The 17,435-nt window shown below is 65.7% G+C and carries 16 protein-coding genes; 9 read left to right on the top strand and 7 right to left on the bottom strand.

The features are described 5' to 3' along the window. Positions 1–558, bottom strand: coding sequence for a hypothetical protein (locus G6N36_RS08620; RefSeq protein ID WP_163686148.1), 558 nt, complete (start codon positions 556–558; stop codon positions 1–3). Between the two features lie 301 nt (positions 559–859). Between G6N36_RS08620 and G6N36_RS30335 the strand changes: the two genes are divergently transcribed. From G6N36_RS30335 to G6N36_RS08590, 7 genes are all read left to right on the top strand, one after another. Then, entirely contained in the window at positions 860–1,174 is a 315-nt protein-coding gene (locus G6N36_RS30335; RefSeq protein ID WP_372512247.1) for a hypothetical protein, read from the top strand. Positions 1,175–1,221: 47 nt separating this feature from the next. Then, entirely contained in the window at positions 1,222–1,566 is a 345-nt protein-coding gene (locus tag G6N36_RS08615) for a heme-binding protein (RefSeq protein WP_163686147.1), read from the top strand. A 44-nt stretch (positions 1,567–1,610) separates the two neighbouring features. Next, entirely contained in the window at positions 1,611–2,384 is a 774-nt protein-coding gene (locus G6N36_RS08610; protein WP_163686146.1) for an HAD-IIA family hydrolase, read from the top strand. A gap of 107 nt (positions 2,385–2,491) precedes the next feature. Next, on the top strand, positions 2,492–3,409 hold the full coding sequence (locus G6N36_RS08605) for an arginase family protein (protein ID WP_163686145.1): 918 nt from the start codon (positions 2,492–2,494) through the stop codon (positions 3,407–3,409). 12 nt (positions 3,410–3,421) lie between these two features. Beyond that, a complete protein-coding gene (locus G6N36_RS08600; protein WP_179964746.1) occupies positions 3,422–5,599 on the top strand; it encodes a thiamine pyrophosphate-dependent enzyme in 2,178 nt (725 codons plus the stop codon). A gap of 32 nt (positions 5,600–5,631) precedes the next feature. After that, positions 5,632–6,831: a CoA transferase gene (locus G6N36_RS08595; RefSeq protein ID WP_163686144.1), complete on the top strand. Its 1,200-nt coding sequence runs from the start codon at positions 5,632–5,634 to the stop codon at positions 6,829–6,831. Continuing rightward, a complete protein-coding gene (locus tag G6N36_RS08590) occupies positions 6,828–7,631 on the top strand; it encodes an acyl-CoA thioesterase (protein WP_163686143.1) in 804 nt (267 codons plus the stop codon). Before G6N36_RS08595 ends, G6N36_RS08590 begins: the two co-directional genes overlap by 4 nt. A gap of 3 nt (positions 7,632–7,634) precedes the next feature. On the opposite strand, the gene G6N36_RS08585 is transcribed toward G6N36_RS08590, so the two are convergent. The 5 genes from G6N36_RS08585 to G6N36_RS08565 are packed head-to-tail and all read right to left on the bottom strand — an operon-like array spanning position 7,635 to position 15,216. Further along, complete coding sequence (locus G6N36_RS08585) at positions 7,635–9,041, bottom strand: 13E12 repeat family protein (protein WP_163686142.1); 1,407 nt, start codon at positions 9,039–9,041, stop codon at positions 7,635–7,637. Between the two features lie 60 nt (positions 9,042–9,101). Further along, positions 9,102–11,585: an AMP-binding protein gene (locus G6N36_RS08580; RefSeq protein ID WP_163686141.1), complete on the bottom strand. Its 2,484-nt coding sequence runs from the start codon at positions 11,583–11,585 to the stop codon at positions 9,102–9,104. After that, positions 11,582–12,613, bottom strand: coding sequence for an ABC transporter ATP-binding protein (locus tag G6N36_RS08575; protein WP_179964917.1), 1,032 nt, complete (start codon positions 12,611–12,613; stop codon positions 11,582–11,584). Before G6N36_RS08575 ends, G6N36_RS08580 begins: the two co-directional genes overlap by 4 nt. A gap of 8 nt (positions 12,614–12,621) precedes the next feature. Beyond that, on the bottom strand, positions 12,622–14,199 hold the full coding sequence (locus tag G6N36_RS08570) for an ABC transporter permease (RefSeq protein ID WP_163686139.1): 1,578 nt from the start codon (positions 14,197–14,199) through the stop codon (positions 12,622–12,624). Continuing rightward, the gene (locus G6N36_RS08565; protein ID WP_163686138.1) at positions 14,200–15,216 is read right to left on the bottom strand and encodes an iron ABC transporter substrate-binding protein; all 1,017 of its coding nucleotides are present in this window, start codon (positions 15,214–15,216) and stop codon (positions 14,200–14,202) included. 187 nt (positions 15,217–15,403) lie between these two features. On the opposite strand from G6N36_RS08565, the gene G6N36_RS08560 reads away from it, so the two are divergent. Together G6N36_RS08560 and G6N36_RS08555 are read left to right on the top strand one after the other, a co-directional pair. Beyond that, positions 15,404–15,793 carry a heme-binding protein gene (locus G6N36_RS08560; RefSeq protein ID WP_163686137.1) on the top strand — a complete coding sequence of 130 codons (390 nt, stop codon included), beginning with the start codon at positions 15,404–15,406 and terminating at the stop codon, positions 15,791–15,793. Positions 15,794–15,864: 71 nt separating this feature from the next. Then, the gene (locus G6N36_RS08555) at positions 15,865–16,566 is read left to right on the top strand and encodes a DUF899 domain-containing protein (RefSeq protein WP_163686136.1); all 702 of its coding nucleotides are present in this window, start codon (positions 15,865–15,867) and stop codon (positions 16,564–16,566) included. Between the two features lie 4 nt (positions 16,567–16,570). On the opposite strand, the gene G6N36_RS08550 is transcribed toward G6N36_RS08555, so the two are convergent. Continuing rightward, on the bottom strand, positions 16,571–17,389 hold the full coding sequence (locus G6N36_RS08550) for a DUF1206 domain-containing protein (RefSeq protein WP_163686135.1): 819 nt from the start codon (positions 17,387–17,389) through the stop codon (positions 16,571–16,573). Positions 17,390–17,435: the final 46 nt, after the last annotated feature.

Genomic DNA, 17,435 nt, shown 5'->3' with positions numbered 1-17,435 from the left:
TCATTGCATCTGGTCGAGCATGGTCGAGAAGGCGGCCTTCAGTCTCAGCGCCTTCTTGATCTCGTCGGCGGTGACGTATGGGTACTCGCCGTACTCCAGGAAGCTGGGGCATTGGTGCTCGCGGACGAACTTCACAAACGCTTCCGGGTTTTCCTTCCAGTCCTCTGGGAAGCCTTCGAGATTCGTGAATACGGTCGTGATACCGGTCGCACTGAACAGCGCGACGGCGTCCTCGGTGTACTTGTCGAAATCGGTGTCGAAGATGCCCTGGTATTGAAAGTGCAGCCCGGACCCGACGTCGAACAGTACCCAGCGGAGGTAGTGCAGACGCAGCGGCGCCAAGGCGTCCGGGCTGGCCGCGATCGTCTCCTCGATTGTCTTGCCGTAGGCCCGCACCGTCTCTTCGCGGCCTTCTTTCACCTTCGCGATGATCGAGAAGCCGTAACAGGCCGGGGTGCGGGGGTAGGTGGGGCCGTAGCGGCCTCGCTCCAACTCGAAGTAGCCCTCTTTGGGGATCGCCATCGCGGCGGGTTTCGACCACACTTCATCTCGCGACATTTCGGCCCCCAAGCCTTGACCCGGATAGGCGGACACTAGCACTCAGGGCTTGGTCCACAGCGCTTTTCGCAGTACCAGGCAACCGGTTCAGGTACTAGCCGCGGGGTGTCTCGAATGGTACTGGCGTGCTCAAAGTTAGCTGGGCCCAGGGGCTTTGTCGTATGGCGGCGGAAACCAGCGAAGCCCGACTTCTGGATTGGCCATTGCGGTTGGGTCAATTTTTGCAAATCTCGTGGTGAGACGTGCTCGTGACCGTAGTCTGCGGGCATACGGATCCTTTCACTCGTGGAAAGGGGGAGCCGTGAATCTGTTTCACCGATATCTGGTTCTGGGGTTGGCTTTGGCGTCAATCCCCGTCACCCTCGCCGGCGCACCCGAGGTTTTGGCAGATTGCACAAATGCGGGCTCCGCCACCGTGTGCGCTCAGGGCACGGTGCGCGGCGGGGGCCCGACTGCCCCCCAAGCGGGTCCGGCTTATCCGGGCTACTGCGCCGACCCCTGGTATTGCAGCGATGACTGGGGCGTCGACATCATCTGGGATCCCGGCCGTCCGAACCGCCCCGGAGGTCCCGGAGGCGGTGGTGGTGGCGGGCGCCCAGGCATAGGCCCACGGTGACCGAGCAGCACCAAGATCCGATTGTCCATTCGAGTAAGGAGCTTCATATGTTCTCTCGCAGCGTTTTAGGCGCCGGCATGATCGCCGGTGCAATGGTTTTCGGCAGCGTGGCAACGGCCGCCGCCGATCCGCCGAACTGCACCGCCGCCGACCTTGCGGGTGTGATGGCGGGCGTATCCGCGGGGACGTCGTCCTACCTGTTCACGCACCCGGAGGTGAACGCCTTCTTCACAAGCCTCAAGGGCAAGCCCCGCGATCAGATGACGGCCGACATCCAGGCGTACTTCGATGCCAACCCTCAGGTGAGCAACGAGTTGCGAGCCGTCAGGCAGGCCGCGGCCGACTTCCGGGATCGGTGCAACGCGCCGATGCCCGACATGCCGATGGGCTAGTCCGGAATCCCAACGGACGGCGCGCGGCCTGACACACTGGACCCGTGCGCTCAGAACCGCAGTGCTGGCTCACCGACATGGACGGCGTGCTCGTTCGCGAGGAACACGCGCTGCCGGGCGCCGCCGAGTTTCTCCAGCGGTTGGTCGACAAGCAGCGCCCGTTCCTGGTCCTGACCAACAACTCGATCTTCACGCCACGGGATCTGTCCGCCCGGCTCCTGCGCTCGGGCCTGACCGTCCCCGAGACGTCCATATGGACGTCGGCGCTGGCCACCGCGACGTTTCTGGCCGACCAGCTGCCCGGCGGATCGGCGTACACCATCGGCGAGGCCGGTCTGACCACGGCGCTGCACGCCGTGGGCTACACACTCACCGACGTGGACCCCGACTTCGTCGTGCTGGGCGAGACCCGGACGTATTCGTTCGAGGCGATCACCAAGGCCGTCCGACTGATTCTCGGCGGCGCCCGCTTCATCGCGACGAATCCTGACGTGACCGGGCCGTCGGCCGAGGGTCCGCTTCCTGCCACGGGTTCGGTGGCGGCGATGATCACCAAGGCCACCGGCCGTGAACCGTACTTCGTCGGCAAGCCCAACCCGATGATGTTCCGCAGCGCCCTCAACCGGATTGAGGCGCACTCGGAGAACACCGTGATGGTCGGCGACCGGATGGATACCGACGTCGTGGCAGGAATCGAGGCCGGGCTGGAGACCATCCTGGTGCTGACGGGCTCGACCTCGGTCGAGGACATCGAGCGGTATCCGTTTCGCCCGAGCCGCATCTTGCCGTCCATCGCCGAGGCCATCGAACTGGTGTGATCTCCGTAGAACTCACCGTATCTTCGGGGTGTGATCATCGACGGTGACGGCGGCCTGCTGCTGAGCGGTCGCGATGACAGCGCGCTGATCACCGAGGGGTGACAGCGATGGCCGACATCGAATTGATCGGGGTGCCCTTCGATGGCTATGGCCGTCCCGGGAACCAGGCGAGGGCCGCCGAGGTGCTGCGCAACGCCGGGCTGGCCGATGCCTTCGACCATCACCACGTCACGACCCATGATCTTGAGTTGCCCGAGCCGGATCGAGGACGCGGTGCGTCGACCGGATTGATCAACGAAACCGCGCTGCTCGCCATGACCGACGCGCTGAACATCCGTGTCGGTGAGGCGGTCGCGGCCGGTCGTTTCCCTGTCGTCTACGGCGGCGATTGTTCATCACTGTTCGGCATCGTGACCGGTCTGCGTGATCATGTCGGCGAAGTCGGACTGGTATTCGTCGACGGGCACGAGGACACCATGCCGCTCGACGTATCGGAGGACGGGGAGGCGGCCAATGCCGAGATCGGCCTGTTGCTCGGTTTGACCGGACGGCTGCTCGCCGGCGATCTGGGCGATCGACTGCCGGCACTGCGGCCCGAACACCTGATCGTGCTCGGCCCCCGTGACGATGCGTGGAGGCGGCGATTCAATGTCGGCACCCTCGCGGACAGCGGCGTGTGGCTTGCCCCGCTCGCGGAGGTGGCTGATGATCCGGCGGGTGTGGGACGTGCCGCGATGACCGAACTCGCCGCCCACGTCGACAGATGGTGGCTGCACATCGATCTGGACGTGCTCGATCCCGTCGACTTTCCCGCGCAGGGTTTACCCGATGTCGCGGACGAACCCGGCGGCCTCACCTGGGATCAGCTCACCGATCTGGTCGTTTCGCTCTTCGGGTCGCGGGCGCACTGCGTGGGCGCCAGTTTGGCGATCTACGATCCGGATCAGGACCACGACCGAACCGACGCGGCGAAGATCGTTCAGTTCGTTCGAAAGGCATTGGCTCGCACGACATTGAGTCCCTAGCGCAGGAGCTTCGTGGCAGAACCCATCGATGACTACTTCACCGCGACGATCTCGGCGATGGCCTCGACCGAGCGGCGACTCGCGGATGACGAACCCGTCCGGGCCGATTCGGCGCTGTCGGCGCGCGTCTGTTTGACGCTGTTCGACGTCGCGTTGGGCAGCCGCCATCTTGACTTGGCCGCGCGCTATTTGAGGTCGCGGGGCAAGGGTTACTACACCATCGGTTCATCCGGCCATGAGAGCAACTGCGCGGTGGCGGCCGCGCTTCGGCCAACCGATCCTGCACTGCTGCACTATCGGTCCGGCGCTTTCTATCTGGCTCGCGCCGCTCTGGTCGAGGGCCGTGAGGCGCTGCGCGATGTGCTGCTCGGATGTGTCGCGGCCACCGATGAGCCGATCGCGGGTGGGCGGCACAAGGTGTTCGGCCGCTACGACCTGCACATCATTCCGCAGACGTCGACCATTGCATCGCACCTACCGCGGGCGGTGGGCGTGGCGTTCTCGATCGCGCGGGCCAAGAAGCTGGGAGTGTCGTGCGCGTGGCCCGACGACGCGGTTGCGGTGTGCAGCTTCGGCGACGCGTCGGTGAACCACTCGACCGCGGTCGGGGCGATCAACACGGCACTGCACTCCGCGTATCAAGGTGTGCCGATGCCGTTGCTGTTCGTCTGCGAGGACAACGGAATCGGCATCAGCGTGCAGACGCCGCGCGGCTGGATCGAGCGGTCGTACGGCGGGCGTGACGACTTGGCGTACTTCGCCGCGGACGGCTCGGATCTCGCGGCGACCTTCGATGCGGCGACCGCGGCCGCAGACTGGGTACGGACCCGGCGGCGACCGGCATTCCTGCACCTGCGCACGGTGCGGTTGATGGGTCACGCCGGCTCGGATTACGAGCCGGCATATCGGCGTCCCGATGAGATCGCCTCGGAGTATGCCCGGGATCCGGTGCTGTGCATCGCGAAACTGTTGATCGCTTCCGGCGTGCTGACACCTGCGGAGGCGCTCGACCGTTACGAAGCCAAGCGTGCCAACGTCATCGAACTCGCCGACCAGATCAGCGAGCTTGCGCAGCTCGACAGTGCGCAGGCGGTGATGGAGCCGTTGCACACCGCGAGCGAGGCCATCCGCGACGCCGTCCCCGCATCGCTGGTCGCCTCGGTGAAATCCGGCGAGACGGATGCGCCGATAACGGTGGCGACGGCGATCAACCGTGCGCTGCACGACATTCTGGACCGCTACCCGGAGGCGATGATCTTCGGCGAGGACGTCGCCCGGAAGGGTGGGGTGTACGGCGTCACACGCGGACTGCAGGCCGCGACCAGTTCGGCCCGCGTATTCGACACGCTGCTCGACGAGCAGGCCATCCTTGGTCTCGCGCTCGGGGCCGGCGTCTCGGGCCTGCTGCCGATTCCCGAAATCCAGTACCTCGCATACTTTCACAACGCTGCCGATCAAATTCGCGGCGAGGCGGCGACTTTGCAGTTCTTCTCGAACCGCCAGTACCGCAATCCGATGGTCGTGCGGATCGCTGCCTACGGCTACCAGAAGGGTTTCGGCGGGCACTTTCACAACGACAACTCGATCGCCGCGATGCGTGATATCCCGGGTGTCGTCATCGCGTCGCCCGCGCGTCCGGATGACGCCGCGGCGATGTTGCACACATGTGCTGCGGCGGCGGCCCAAGCAGGCGCTGTGTGCCTGTTCCTCGAGCCCATCGCGCTGTACCACACGCGAGATCTCCACGAGGACAATGACGACGGCTGGCTCGCGCGCTACCCGGAGTCCGGCGTGGCAGTCGGTCGGGCACGGACGTACGGCGAGGGTAGGGATCTGACGATGCTCACCTTCGGCAACGGACTGCGAATGAGCCTGCGGGTTGCGCGTAGGCTCGCGTCGGTCGGTATCGACGCTCGCGTCGTCGACCTGAGATGGTTGGCGCCGCTGCCTGTGGATGACATGTTGCGCGAGGCCGACGCCACCGGGCGAGTCTTGATCGTGGACGAAACCCGCGAGACCGGAGGGGTCGGCGAGGGCGTGCTGGCCACGTTGGTGAAGCACGGTTTCGCGGGCCGGCTCGATCGCGTCGCCAGCAACGACAGTTTCATCCCGCTCGGCGACGCGGCGCTGCACGTCCTGCTGTCGGAGGACACCATCGAGGCAGCCGCGATCAAACTCGCGCGCTCCTGAGGCTGTGTTTGGATGCTTGATAGCTTGACCGAGTGAGTTCGGACCCCATTCGGCCGCTGGCCGGCGTGCGCATTGTCGAGATCTCCAGCTTCGTCGCGGTGCCGTTGGCCGGGATGACGCTGGCCCAACTGGGCGCCGAGGTGATCCGCGTCGATCCGATCGGGGGAGCGGCGGACTACCGGCGCTGGCCGCTCACCGACGACGGCGAGAGCATCTACTGGGCGGGGCTCAACAAGGGCAAGCGTTCGGTGGCCGCCGATATGCGTTCGGCCGACGGGCAGGAGCTGGTGCAACGGCTGATTGCGGACAGCGGCGTGCTGATCACCAATGTCGCTGGGCGGCAGTGGCATTCCTATGAGACCCTGACGGGGCTGCGGCCTGACCTGATCCATGTCGAGGTGTCAGGGCGCGCCGACGGTGGCACGGGCGTCGATTACACCGTCAATGCCGCGATCGGATTCCCGATGGTGACCGGCCCCGCCGACCTCGCCACTCCGGTCAACCACGTCCTGCCGGCGTGGGACGTCACCTGCGGGATTTACACCGCACTGGCCGTCGTCACCGCGCTGCGTCACCGCGACGCGACCGGTCAGGGTCAGCGGATCAGCATTCCGCTGGAGAACGTCGCGCTGGCGACGGCGGGCAACCTGGGGTTTTTCACCGAAGTCATGATCAACGGCACCGCGCGCCAGCGGATCGGGAATTCGGTGTACGGCCAGTACGGTCAGGACTTCACGAGCGCCGACGGCGCGTCGTTCATGATCGTCGCCCTGACCGGCAGGCACTTCCGGGATCTGACCGAGCTGACCGGGACGACGAAAGCCGTTGCCGCGCTGGCAGAATCACTGGGAGCGGACTTCAGCGACGAGGGACAGCGGTACGAACACCGCGGCGCGCTGTTCGGGCTCTTCAACGAATGGTTTTCTCAGCACAGCACGCAGGAGGTCGCCGACACCCTGTCGGCGACGTCCGTGTTGTGGGACCGGTACCAAACATTTGACGAAGCGGCGCGCGGCGAGCGGGTGACCGCGAATCCGATGTTCACCCCGCTCGACCAGCCTCGCGTCGGCGAATACCTGGCGCCGGGGTTGCCGATGGCGATCGGCGGTGTCTACCCGGCCGCGGCCGCCGCTCCGGCGCTCGGTGACGACACCGCGGCGGTGCTCGGGGAGTGGTTGGGAATGAACGCGGACGACATCACGCGCCTGACGGATGCGGGGACGGTGGAGTGAGCGTGCTGCTGGGGTTGTTCGATCTGAAGCAGGGCGACAGCGACGACACCTGGGTCGGCCCGGCCAGCGGTCCGGAGGGAAAGCGGTCCTACGGCGGCCAGTTCATGGCACAGAGCCTCGCCGCGGCCTGGCGGACCGTCGACACGGACCGGTCGCCGACCAACATGCATTTGCAATTCCTGCGCGGCGGCGAAGCCGGCGATCCCGTCGACTACACCGTGACAAGGGTTTTCGACGGGCGGACCGCAGCGGCGCGTCGTGTCGATGCCCGACAGAACGGTCGGTTGCTGACGACGGCCACGGTGTCTTTCGCCGTCGAGTTGCCCGGTCCTGAACACGGCACACGGTCGTCGATGCCGCACGACCCCGGCTCTCTCGCACAGAGCGGTCCAGCGGGGCCAGCACCGTCGATGCCGTTGGATGAACTCGACATCAGGATCTCGGACGAGGGCACTGGTGAAGATTTCGTGCGCCGATTCTGGTGGCGCACAACGGCGGCGCTGCCCGACGACCCAGCGGTGCATACCTTGGTCGGGGTGTTCGTCACTGACGTGTACATGATCGATCCGGCACTGCAGGTGCACGGACATTCGATGAAGGCCCGTACGCATCGCAGCGGTACCACCGACTCGTCGATCTGGTTTCACCGACCGGTGCGCGCCGACGAGTGGAACCTGTTGGAGACACGCTCGCCAGCCGCCGCGCGGGGACGCGGCGTCGTGACCGGCAGCCTGATCCGCGCCGATGGGGTCATCGCGGCGACGCTGGCACAGGAAGGTCTCATCGCCGAACGAGATTGACCCCTATGGCCCGCGTTCGCTGTTTCCGCTCGGTTCGTCTGGTGGTCGGAGTAGGAGTTCGGGGCGGTGGTGGTAGTTGGTGCGGGTTTGGCCGGTGTCGAGTCCGGGTGGTGGGTGCCATTCGACGTCACCGCGCTCGTTGATGGTGGTGGTCCAGCCGTTGGTTTTGTGGACCAGGCGGTTGTCGGGTCCGCAGGCCAGGGCGAGTTCGTTGATGTTGGTGTTGCCGTCATCGGCCCAGTCGCGCAGGGCGTGATGGGCTTGGCTGCCGTAGGCGCCCACCGTGCAGCAGGGTTTGGTGCAGCCGCCGTCGCGGGCGATGAGCATGATCCGCTGGGCCGGGGACGCGGTGCGGCGGGCCCGGAACAGGTCCAACGCTTGTCCGGTGGCCTTGTCGAAGACGGCCAGCCAGTGGTGGGCGTGGGCGGCCATGCGGATCACGTCGTGGATCGGCAACAGGGTGCCGCCGCCGGTGACACCCACCCCGGCGCGGGATTCGAGGTCTTGCAGGGTAGTGCGGATGATGATCGAGGTCGGCAACCCGTTGTGCTGGCCGAGTTCGCCCGATTCCAAGGCGTTGCGCCCGATCGCGACCAACGCGTCGTGCTGGCGTTGGGCCAGGCTGCGCTGATCGGTGTCGATATGTTCCTGTGAGGGGGTACCGCTCACGCACGGGTTGTCGTCGTCGGGGTTACACATTCCTGGTGCCGCCCATTTGGCGAAGATCGGTTCCAAGACCGCCCACGCTTCAGGGGTGAGGTCGCCCTTGATGGAGACCATCCCGTCGCGGCCCTGCGGGCCGGCGACCACCCCGCGCTTGCGCTGCCGTTCGGTGTCATCAGGTTCGGGGCCGTCCTGATCGAGCAGAAACAGGGCGATGTCGGCGGCCTTCTTCAACTCGGTGGGCCCTACCCCTGCTGCGATGCGCACCAGGTCGGTTTCGAGCTGCTCACGGGTGGCCGCGTCGACCCAGCCGGGAATTCGTCCCATCGCGTCGCGGATCTTGTCCACATGCTCGGCGTTGATCAACCCAGCGCCTTGGGCGGCCGCGGTCACCGCCAGCACCGGCGCGAGCGGTTCGCCGGTCAACGCCCGCCGTGGCCCCAGGTCGGCCGCTTCGGTCAAGCGCCGGTTGGCCTCCGTCGCTGAGATGCGCCACCGGATCGTCAGAACGTCTTTCCAGTTTTTGGCGCCCAGCTCCTTGGGGGTGGTCTCGGCCTGCAACCGCGCCAACCCCCGATGCCACTGCGCGGGCAGCTGACACGACAACTCCTCCAACCCGTCCAGCACATCGAGCAGTTCACGGTGGGTCAATAACTCCAGATCGCAGGCTGCCAGCGACTCGTGCGCGGACCGCAGCGCGGCCATCGCCACCTGAACCGGAGTCGCTAACATTATTCGAACATACATTCGAAGACCGACAAATCCGGCCGCCATGTGACAACTGAAACTAAAGTGACAGAAGAGATTTCAGGTCTGGCTGACCGTGCTGCTTCGGGTCGACACATCCGAGCGGTGCGAACCGAACCACCTGCGCAGCACCGTGACGACAAACGTCAGCAGCACACCGACGGCCAGCGAGGCGGTGACGCCGAGCGCAGGGTGGCCGTCGAACATCGCGTACACCTGGTAGTGCACCAGATAGGTATACAGCGACGCCTCCGCAATGACCCCGATCCCCACCGTCAGCGCGGACGGACACCGGATCGTCGGCACCCAGATGAGCAGGGCGAGACCGGCCATCACCATGACCTCACGCAGGGTACTGTCGAAATATCCGTGCAGTGCGACGATCAGCGCGACGGTCACGGCAACGCGCTGCAGCGTCGTCGTAGCCTTCGCGGTCGCCCAGCCGATCGCGAAGAACCAGAACGCCAGCATCGTGAACCACGCATCGCGCCCGAGGTTCATTCCGAGGATGTCGTATCGCAGTGCCAAGCCGATGACTAAGAATGCGACGGCGATCGTGAAGGGTCGACGCCGTTCGAGCCGATCCATCAGCGGCAACCAGAACAGCAATGCCAACCCGACGAGAATCCACACCAGCACTTCGACGAACCACAGTCGGCCCGCGGTCATGCTGTCGTGCGGCCCGAGAAACTTGTTGGCCAGCAACAGGTTTGTCCACGTGTAATGGTCGGTCAACAGCAGCGCGACCGCCACCCACAACACCGACGGCACCGCGATCCAGGCGATCGTGTTGCCGAGATGCCGCACCCGGTCGTTACGTGGCACCGGGGTGAGGCAGAAGCGGCCGAAGTTGTACCCGGCGACGGCGAGCAGAATGTGCGCGCCGCCCCACAACTCGAACAGCTCGGCGTGCGACCCGACGATCAGCACGATCGCCGCGGCGCGCAACGCGACGCTGGTCTCCAGGGTCGCCAGCCAGCTGCGTCGCGCCGGCTTCGCGATACTTTCGAGCTGCCGGATCGACATGCTCTGCCAATTCGACGGAAGCTGGCCGATCGTTCGCTCGAGTTGCACCGTCATCGTGACGTAAGACAGCGAGTTGCCGCCCAGGTCGACAAAGCTGGCGTCCGGGTCGAGCGTGGCGGCCTCGACCTGTAGCACATCGGCGAACAGTTCACGCAGATCAGTGGACTGCGGCTGATCGGTCGTGCGCGCCATTCCGCGCACGGTCTCGTAGTCGGGCTTGCCCGACGGCAACAGGGGCAGTTCTTCGACGGTGACGGCGCGTACGGCACCCGGGGGCACACCGGCCGCCTCGGCCGCCGCTCGCTGGACCTCGCGCTCGTCGTGCTTGCCGGCGACGGCGACCACAAGGGTGTTGTCATCGCTGGCGCAGAACGACTGCATTCCCTGTGCGCGCAGCGCGGCCTCGACCTGTCCCAGATCGATACGCAGGCCGTACATTTTCACGAATCGGCTGTTGCGGCCGACGACCTCGTACAGCCCGTCGGCGCAGAGTCGGGCGATATCGCCGGTGCGCAGCGTCTCGACCGTCTTGCCGAGCTCCAGATCGGTGGGTCCGTGCGCGTAACCCATCATCACATTCGGGCCGCGGTAGATCAGCTCGCCAACGTCGCCGCCGGTCCAGCCGTCCAGTGGTTCGATGGAGAACGATCCACCGCGGATCGGGCGGCCGATCGTATTCGGCCGGGACAACGCGAGTTCCGATGGTAGATAGGACATCCGGGCCGTTGCCTCGGTGGCTCCGTACATCACGAACAGCTCGAAGCCTGCATCCTGCGCGAGTTCCGCGAATTGGCGGACCCGCTCGGGTGGCATTCGTCCGCCGGCCTGGGTGATGTAACGCAGATCGGGTAGCTCCTTGGCGTCGAAGCCGATGCTGTCGAGCAGCTCGAACGTGTAAGGCACACCCGCAAGTGACGTTCCGCGATACCGGCGGAAAAGCCGCCAGAACTCCTCGTCGACCACGGAGCGGTCGGTGAGTATCAGGCCGGCGCCCATGAGCAGATGGCTGTGGATCACCGACAGTCCATAGCAATATGACATCGGTAGTGTGGTTGCGGACCTGTCGGTTTCGCGGATCCCCAGGTACTCGGCGATGACCGAGGCGTTGGCGACGAGATTCGTGTGCGAGAGTCGCACGAGTTTCGGGGAACCGGTGCTGCCCGACGTCGACATCAGCAGCGCGAGGTCATCGTGCATCTGGCGTTCGTCGTGGTGATAGACGCGGATTCCGCTGCCGTCGATGACGATGTCGGGCTCGTAGGTCTCTTCGATCGCGGTGTGGTCGCGTCGTTCAGCGACGGGTAGTACGACGTGGCTTGCCGCCAGGGCGCCGAGATAGTGGACCAGCGTCGAGATGTCGTTGCGCGTTTCGATAAGTACAAGCCGGCGCGGACCGTGGAGTGCCTGGGCGGCCTCGGCGACCCGGTCCGCGAGTTCGAGGTAGCTCAGTTGTGCGGCATCGGTGAGAACCGCGACACGCTCGCCGTGGCCCTGCAGATGCTCGATGAGCGACCTCACGTGAACACGACTCCGTTGCCCACCACCTCGATACGCACCTTCGCGTCGATCGATGGGGGCTCGAGGCTGTTCTGGCGCACAATGATCGGCTCTACGTCGCCCGCGGGATCGATGGTCAGCAGGACGTCGTGGCCGAGGAACTCGACGGCCAGCACCCTGCCGACGCCGTCCAGCTCACCGCTGTCCGAAACAACCTTGGCCACAAGCTGTTCGGGCCGCAGCAACAGCGTGCCCGGCCCGTCGTCCGCGCGCACGGCGACCCGTCCGATGGCGCAGTCGGCGAACCCGGACGCGACGACGCACGGCAGCGTGATGCTGTCACCGAGGAACTCGGCCGTGAAGCGATCACCGGGTTGCCGGTAAACCGACTGCGGCGAGCCGACTTGAGTGAACCGGCCGTCGCGCATCACCGCGACCTGGTCGGCGATCGACAGCGCCTCCTCCTGGTCGTGGGTCACCAGCAGTGACGTGATGCCCGCATCGGCGAGCAGGCCCGCGACCACCTTCCTGGTGGACGCGCGCAGGCCGGTGTCCAGTGCGCTGAAGGGCTCGTCGAGCAGCATCAACACCGGCTGTCGCGCCAGTGCCCGGGCCAATGCGACGCGCTGCTGCTGTCCGCCGGAGAGCTGGTCCGGTCGGCGGTCGGCGAATGACTGGTCGAGCGAAACGGTTTCGAGAAGTTCGCTGATACGGTTACGCACCTTGTCGCGGGTCGCGCCGCGGATCCCGTATGCGATGTTCTGGCCTACGGTCAGGTGGGGGAAAAGCGCCCCGTCTTGTGCGACATATCCGATACGGCGCCGGTGCGGTGCCACCGCGCGTTTGGCGCTCGCGACCTGGCGGCCGTCGATCGTTATCGTTCCCTCGCCGGGAGTCTCGAAGCCGGCGATGAGCCGCAGCAGCGTCGTCTTCCCGCAGCCCGAAGCGCCGACAACCGCAGTGGTGCTGCCCTTCTCGAGCTGGAGGTCGATGTGGTCGAGCACGACATGGCCGTTGAAGGACTTCGCGAGTCCCCGGATATCGACCATCGCCTCGCTCACAGTGTGGCCACTTTCATCGACTGACGGAAGAGCAGGACGGTCACGGGTATGGCCAACAGCACCAGCACCATTGCATACGGCGCGGCTGCTGCGTAGTCGAGTTCGCTACTCCACGACCAGAACATCATCGACAACGTTCTGGTGCCAGTCGGCGCCAGCAGCAATGTCGCGGTCAATTCGGTTGCCACGGCGACGAATACCATGCATGCACCGGCGGCGGCGGCGGGTGCGGTGAGACGCAGGGTCACCCGGACGAACGTTTCCGACGCCGACGCGCCAAGCGACCGGGACGCTTCCTCCAGGCTCGGCGGAACCTGGGCGAGACCGGCCCGCACGTTGACCAGTGCCCGTGGCATGAACAGCAGGACGTAGGCGCACACGATCAGCGGGACGCTTTGATAAAGCGGTCGCACGTAGTGGATCGCGACGGTGACTAGTGCGAGCGCGGTGACAATACCCGGCAGAGCGCTGGTGACGTAGTTGGCGCCCTCGACTGTGCGCGCGAGCACTCCGCTCGACCGCACCGCGACCCATGCCACGGGAAAGGCCAGAACTGTGGTGACGATCGACGCGGTGCCCGCCAGCCCGATGGTCTGGCCGAGCGAATTGCCGAGTTCGGTGAAGTCCCACACGTCGGCGCCGCCGATCCGTAGCCACCGCGACAGCGTCCAGATCGGAACGCCCAGCGACAACGTTGCCACAGCGGTCGCGGCAAATAGAGCAGGGATTGTGCTGTGGCCCAGATGGTTTGGGGTAGCGGCGCGCGGCGCGCCAGATCCGATTCTGGCGAATCGGACTTTGCCGCGCGCAACGGCTTCCACGGTGAGGAGTACCAGGCACAGGACGACGAGAACTCCGGCGAGCATGCTGCCCGCGGCACCGTCGAAAGTGGCCTGGAACTGCTGGAAGATCGCGACGGTGAACGTGTCGAACCGGATCATTGCGAACGCGCCGAATTCCGAGAGCAGATGCAGGCCCACGAGCAGTCCGCCGCCCAGGATCGCCAACCGCAATTGTGGAAAAACGACGCGGAAGAACACACCCGTCGAGCCCGATCCGAGTGCGCGTGCGGACTCCTCGATAGCAGGGTCGAGCCGGCGCAGGGTCGCCGCGACGGGCAGGTACATGAACGGGAAGTACGACAGCGTGGTGATGAGGACTCCCGCCCACAACCCGTGGATCGACGGGACGACACCGACCCATGCGTAGCTGTTGACGAAGGCCGGAACAGCCAGTGGTGCAACGAACAACGGGCGCCAAACCTCCCGGCCGGGAAGGTCGGTCCGCTCCGTCAGCCACGCGAGGCCGACGCCTATCAGCACGCAGAGCGGCACCGTGACGATCACCAGCGCGACGGTGTTGAACAGCAGTTCACCGACCCGAGGCCGGACCACCAACTCGTAAGCGCGCGTCCACCCGACCGACACCGTTCCCCACACCACATAGCCCAGCGGAATGCAGGTGGCGGCAACCAGGACCGCGACGGTTACCGAAATCAGCGGACCCGGCCTCGCGGTCGCCTCGGACCGCGGGGGGCCCGCTGCGGGCGCCGGAATGGGGGGAGCAGCACTCACCTACAGCAAGCCCGCCTTCGTCATCAGATCCGTCACCAGCGCCGAGTTCAGCGTCGACGGATCCACAGCGGGTGCCTGCAGCGTGTCCAACGGGGGCAGCGCGGCGTTGGCGGGCACCCCGCTGGCGACGGGATACTCGAACGACGTGCCCTTCTCCAACACCTCCTGGCCCGTCTTGCCGGTGATGAACCGGATGAACTGCTGGGCCTCGTCCTTCTTCTTGCTCGACTCGAGCACGCCGCCGCCGGACAGGCTCACGAATGCGCCGGGATCCTCGTTCTTGAAGTAGTGCAGTGCCGTATTCGCACTCATCTCTTTGGTTTTCGACTGATCGCGGTACCAGTAGTAGTGGTAGATCACGCCACCGTCGACCTCGCCCGCGTTGACCGCCCTCAGCGTGGCGATGTTGTCGCTGTACAACGTCGCGCCGGACTTCATCGCCGCGAGCCACTTTGCGGTTTCGGCCTCACCCTTGAGCTGTAGCAGCGCGGCGACGATGGCCTGGAAGTCGGCCTTTGTCGGGGGAGCACCCCATCGGCCTTTCCATTCGGGATTCTGCAGGTCTACCAGCGACTTCGGCAGCTGATCCGGGGTGAGCTTGGAGGTGTTGTAGACAAACACGGTGCTGCGCGCCGCGACACCCGTCCACTTGCCGGTGGCCGGGCGGTACCGCGCGGGAACCTGATCGAGGGTCGCTTGATCGAGATCGGCGAACAGACCCGCCTTTTCGACCGCCGCCATCGCGGGCGAGTTCTCCGTCAGGAACACGTCGGCGGAAGAGGCGTTGCCTTCGGCCACCAGCTGGTTGCCCAGCTCGGTGTCGCCGCCCTGGCGATATGTGACCTTGATGCCCGTCTCTTTCGTGAACGCGTCGATCCACTCTTTGGTCAGCGACTCGTGCTGAGCGTTGTAGATCAGTAACTCGTCACCCTCGTCCGAACTCGAGCACGACGTCGCTCCCAGCACGACAGCAACGGTCGACACGAGTGCGGCGATCCGGCTCCAACGGTGGCGCATTCAGGCGGTCCTTCCCGCGCCAACCCGGCGCTTTTAGCTGAGGTTTACCTAAATGAACATACTCTGCCCCGCTGGGCTGTGGGGCCGTGTGCCCACCGTTGTTCATGCTCAGAGCGAGTTTCACGGCGTGGAGCCGGGTAGGTTAGCCCTGAAATTGATCCGTCGGCACCGACCTTGAGGACACCGCATGTACAAGTCAGCCCAATTCACCCGCTCGCGAGTCGTCGGAGTCGCCACCGCATGTGTGCTCGGGGTCTCGGCGGCGGTCGTCGCCGCGCCGATGGCCAATGCCGCAGACTGCACCGCCAGCGGCCTCGCCGTGACCGCCGGTGGTGTGCTCGCCGAGGCCGGCGGCTACCTCGCCGGCCATTCCGGCGCCAACGACGTCCTCACCGCGGCCGCCACGCAGCCACCTGACGTGGCGCGCAACAACGTCCGGGGTTACTTCATGGGCAACCCCGGAGAATTCCTGGACCTGTCGCGCATCGCGAGCCCACTGAAGGACCTGCGCAATCAGTGCGGCATCGCCATCACGCCCGCCCAGTTCGCGACACTGTTCGAGGCGATGGAGGTCTGATCGGCCGATGACTTTCGGTGTCGCCGGAAGTCGTTCTATTGACCGTTTCCGGAACATCGAAGGGAGAGCCGATGAGTACTGAGGCAACGACGACAGCGGGCAAGCCCCCGGTGGTCGACGATCAGACGTGGCGCGCCGCACTGGACGACCTGCGGCGACGCGAGAAAGCAGCGACGCACGAGCTCGATGCGATCGCCGCTGCGCGCAGACGGCTGCCGATGGTGAAGATGGACGATTACACGCTGGCAGGTGCCGACGGTCCCGTCCGGCTCGTCGACATCTTCGACGGGCGGACGCAGCTCATCACCTACCACCACATGTGGGAAGACGGCGCCGAGTGGCAGTGCGGCGGCTGCACCGGTTTCACCTCGCAATTCACCCGGCTGGAGTTCCTCGACAACTACGACGCCCGGTTCGTGATCGTCACGAACGGGCCGATCGACGAGGCGCTGGCCTACCGCGAGAAGGTCGGAAACCGGATGGAGTGGTACTCCGCGGCGGGTTCATCGTTCGGCGCCGACGTCGACGCCGCGCCGGGCGAGGGGTTCGGAGTCAACGTCTTCCTTCGCGACGGCGACACCGTCTACCGCACCTGGCACACCAACGGGCGTGGCACCGAGCAGCTGAGTCACTCTTTCGCGCTGATCGATCTCCTGCCATACGGCCGGCAGGAGGAATGGCAGGACTCGCCCGACGGCTGGCCGTCGCGGCCGACGTACTCGGGCTGGCTGGACAGCCCGGACATCGCGCGGGCTTACGGCAGCGGCGGCTGACCCGTCACATCCGGCCGTAGCGACCACGCACGAAGTTGTACACGCCGAACGCGGCGATGCCGATCGCGGCGAGGATGAGCAGGAACTTGCCGAACGGGGCCTGGCCGAGGGTCTTGACCGCGGCGTCGAGGCCGGCCGCCTTCGAGGGGTCGGCCTGCAACGTCGCGACGATCACCAGTAGGCCCGCGCCGGCCAAAACCAGCCCTTTGGCGACGTAGCCGCTGATCCCGACGGCTTTGATCCAGGTGCCGTCCGAGACGCGCAGGTCCTTGAAGAACTTCTGGACCACGCCCTTGTAGACGTGGTAGCCGCCCACGCCGACGAGTCCGAGCCCGACCGCGATGAGAAGCGTCTTGCCCCAGCCGGATTGCATCAGTTGCGCACTCATCCCGCTGTTCTGCTGACTACTCTGCTGACCGCTGCCCATGGCGAAGCGGGCCGCCGAGAGCGCGATGGCGAAGTTCACGATCGCCAGTCCTGCGGACTTCGCCCGCTTCCAGGCAGGCGTGTCGTCCCGGTTGGCTCCGGACCCTTCACCCGGTTTGGATCCGACGATTGCCTCGGCGACACGCCACAGACCAAGTGCGACAAGGCCGATCGCGGCCACCCAGAGGATCAACTTGCCGCCGGTCTGGGCGGCCAGGGTCGCAAGGGCACCGGACTGATCCGCATTACCGCCTGACCCGAAGGCGATCTGAAGGACGATGTAGCCGACGAGAAGGTGCAGCACACCACTGACGACGAAGCCCGCGCGGGCGGTGTATTCGAACGCGTCGCTGTCGGTCGCGCGATCAGCCGCGCCGTGGAGGGACTTGTTGGCCATGTCGTCCTGTACCCGCCTTTTGACGATGGCGAAACTTATTCAGGCT

Source organism: Mycolicibacterium gadium, from assembly GCF_010728925.1.
GTDB classification, from domain to species: domain Bacteria; phylum Actinomycetota; class Actinomycetes; order Mycobacteriales; family Mycobacteriaceae; genus Mycobacterium; species Mycobacterium gadium.
The sequence above is the reverse complement of the archived record's forward strand: the minus strand, read 5'-3'. Positions and strand labels throughout refer to the sequence as shown.

Bases quoted from the DNA above. Each gene is read 5' to 3' on its own strand.
- G6N36_RS08620 (WP_163686148.1), bottom strand. From the start codon at position 558: ATGTCGCGAGATGAAGTGTGGTCGAAACCCGCCGCGATGGCGATCCCC.
- G6N36_RS08615 (WP_163686147.1), top strand. From the start codon at position 1,222: ATGTTCTCTCGCAGCGTTTTAGGCGCCGGCATGATCGCCGGTGCAATG.
- G6N36_RS08605 (WP_163686145.1), top strand. From the start codon at position 2,492: ATGGCCGACATCGAATTGATCGGGGTGCCCTTCGATGGCTATGGCCGT.
- G6N36_RS08585 (WP_163686142.1), bottom strand. From the start codon at position 9,041: ATGTATGTTCGAATAATGTTAGCGACTCCGGTTCAGGTGGCGATGGCC.
- G6N36_RS08575 (WP_179964917.1), bottom strand. From the start codon at position 12,613: ATGGTCGATATCCGGGGACTCGCGAAGTCCTTCAACGGCCATGTCGTG.
- G6N36_RS08565 (WP_163686138.1), bottom strand. From the start codon at position 15,216: ATGCGCCACCGTTGGAGCCGGATCGCCGCACTCGTGTCGACCGTTGCT.
- G6N36_RS08560 (WP_163686137.1), top strand. From the start codon at position 15,404: ATGTACAAGTCAGCCCAATTCACCCGCTCGCGAGTCGTCGGAGTCGCC.
- G6N36_RS08555 (WP_163686136.1), top strand. From the start codon at position 15,865: ATGAGTACTGAGGCAACGACGACAGCGGGCAAGCCCCCGGTGGTCGAC.
- G6N36_RS08550 (WP_163686135.1), bottom strand. From the start codon at position 17,389: ATGGCCAACAAGTCCCTCCACGGCGCGGCTGATCGCGCGACCGACAGC.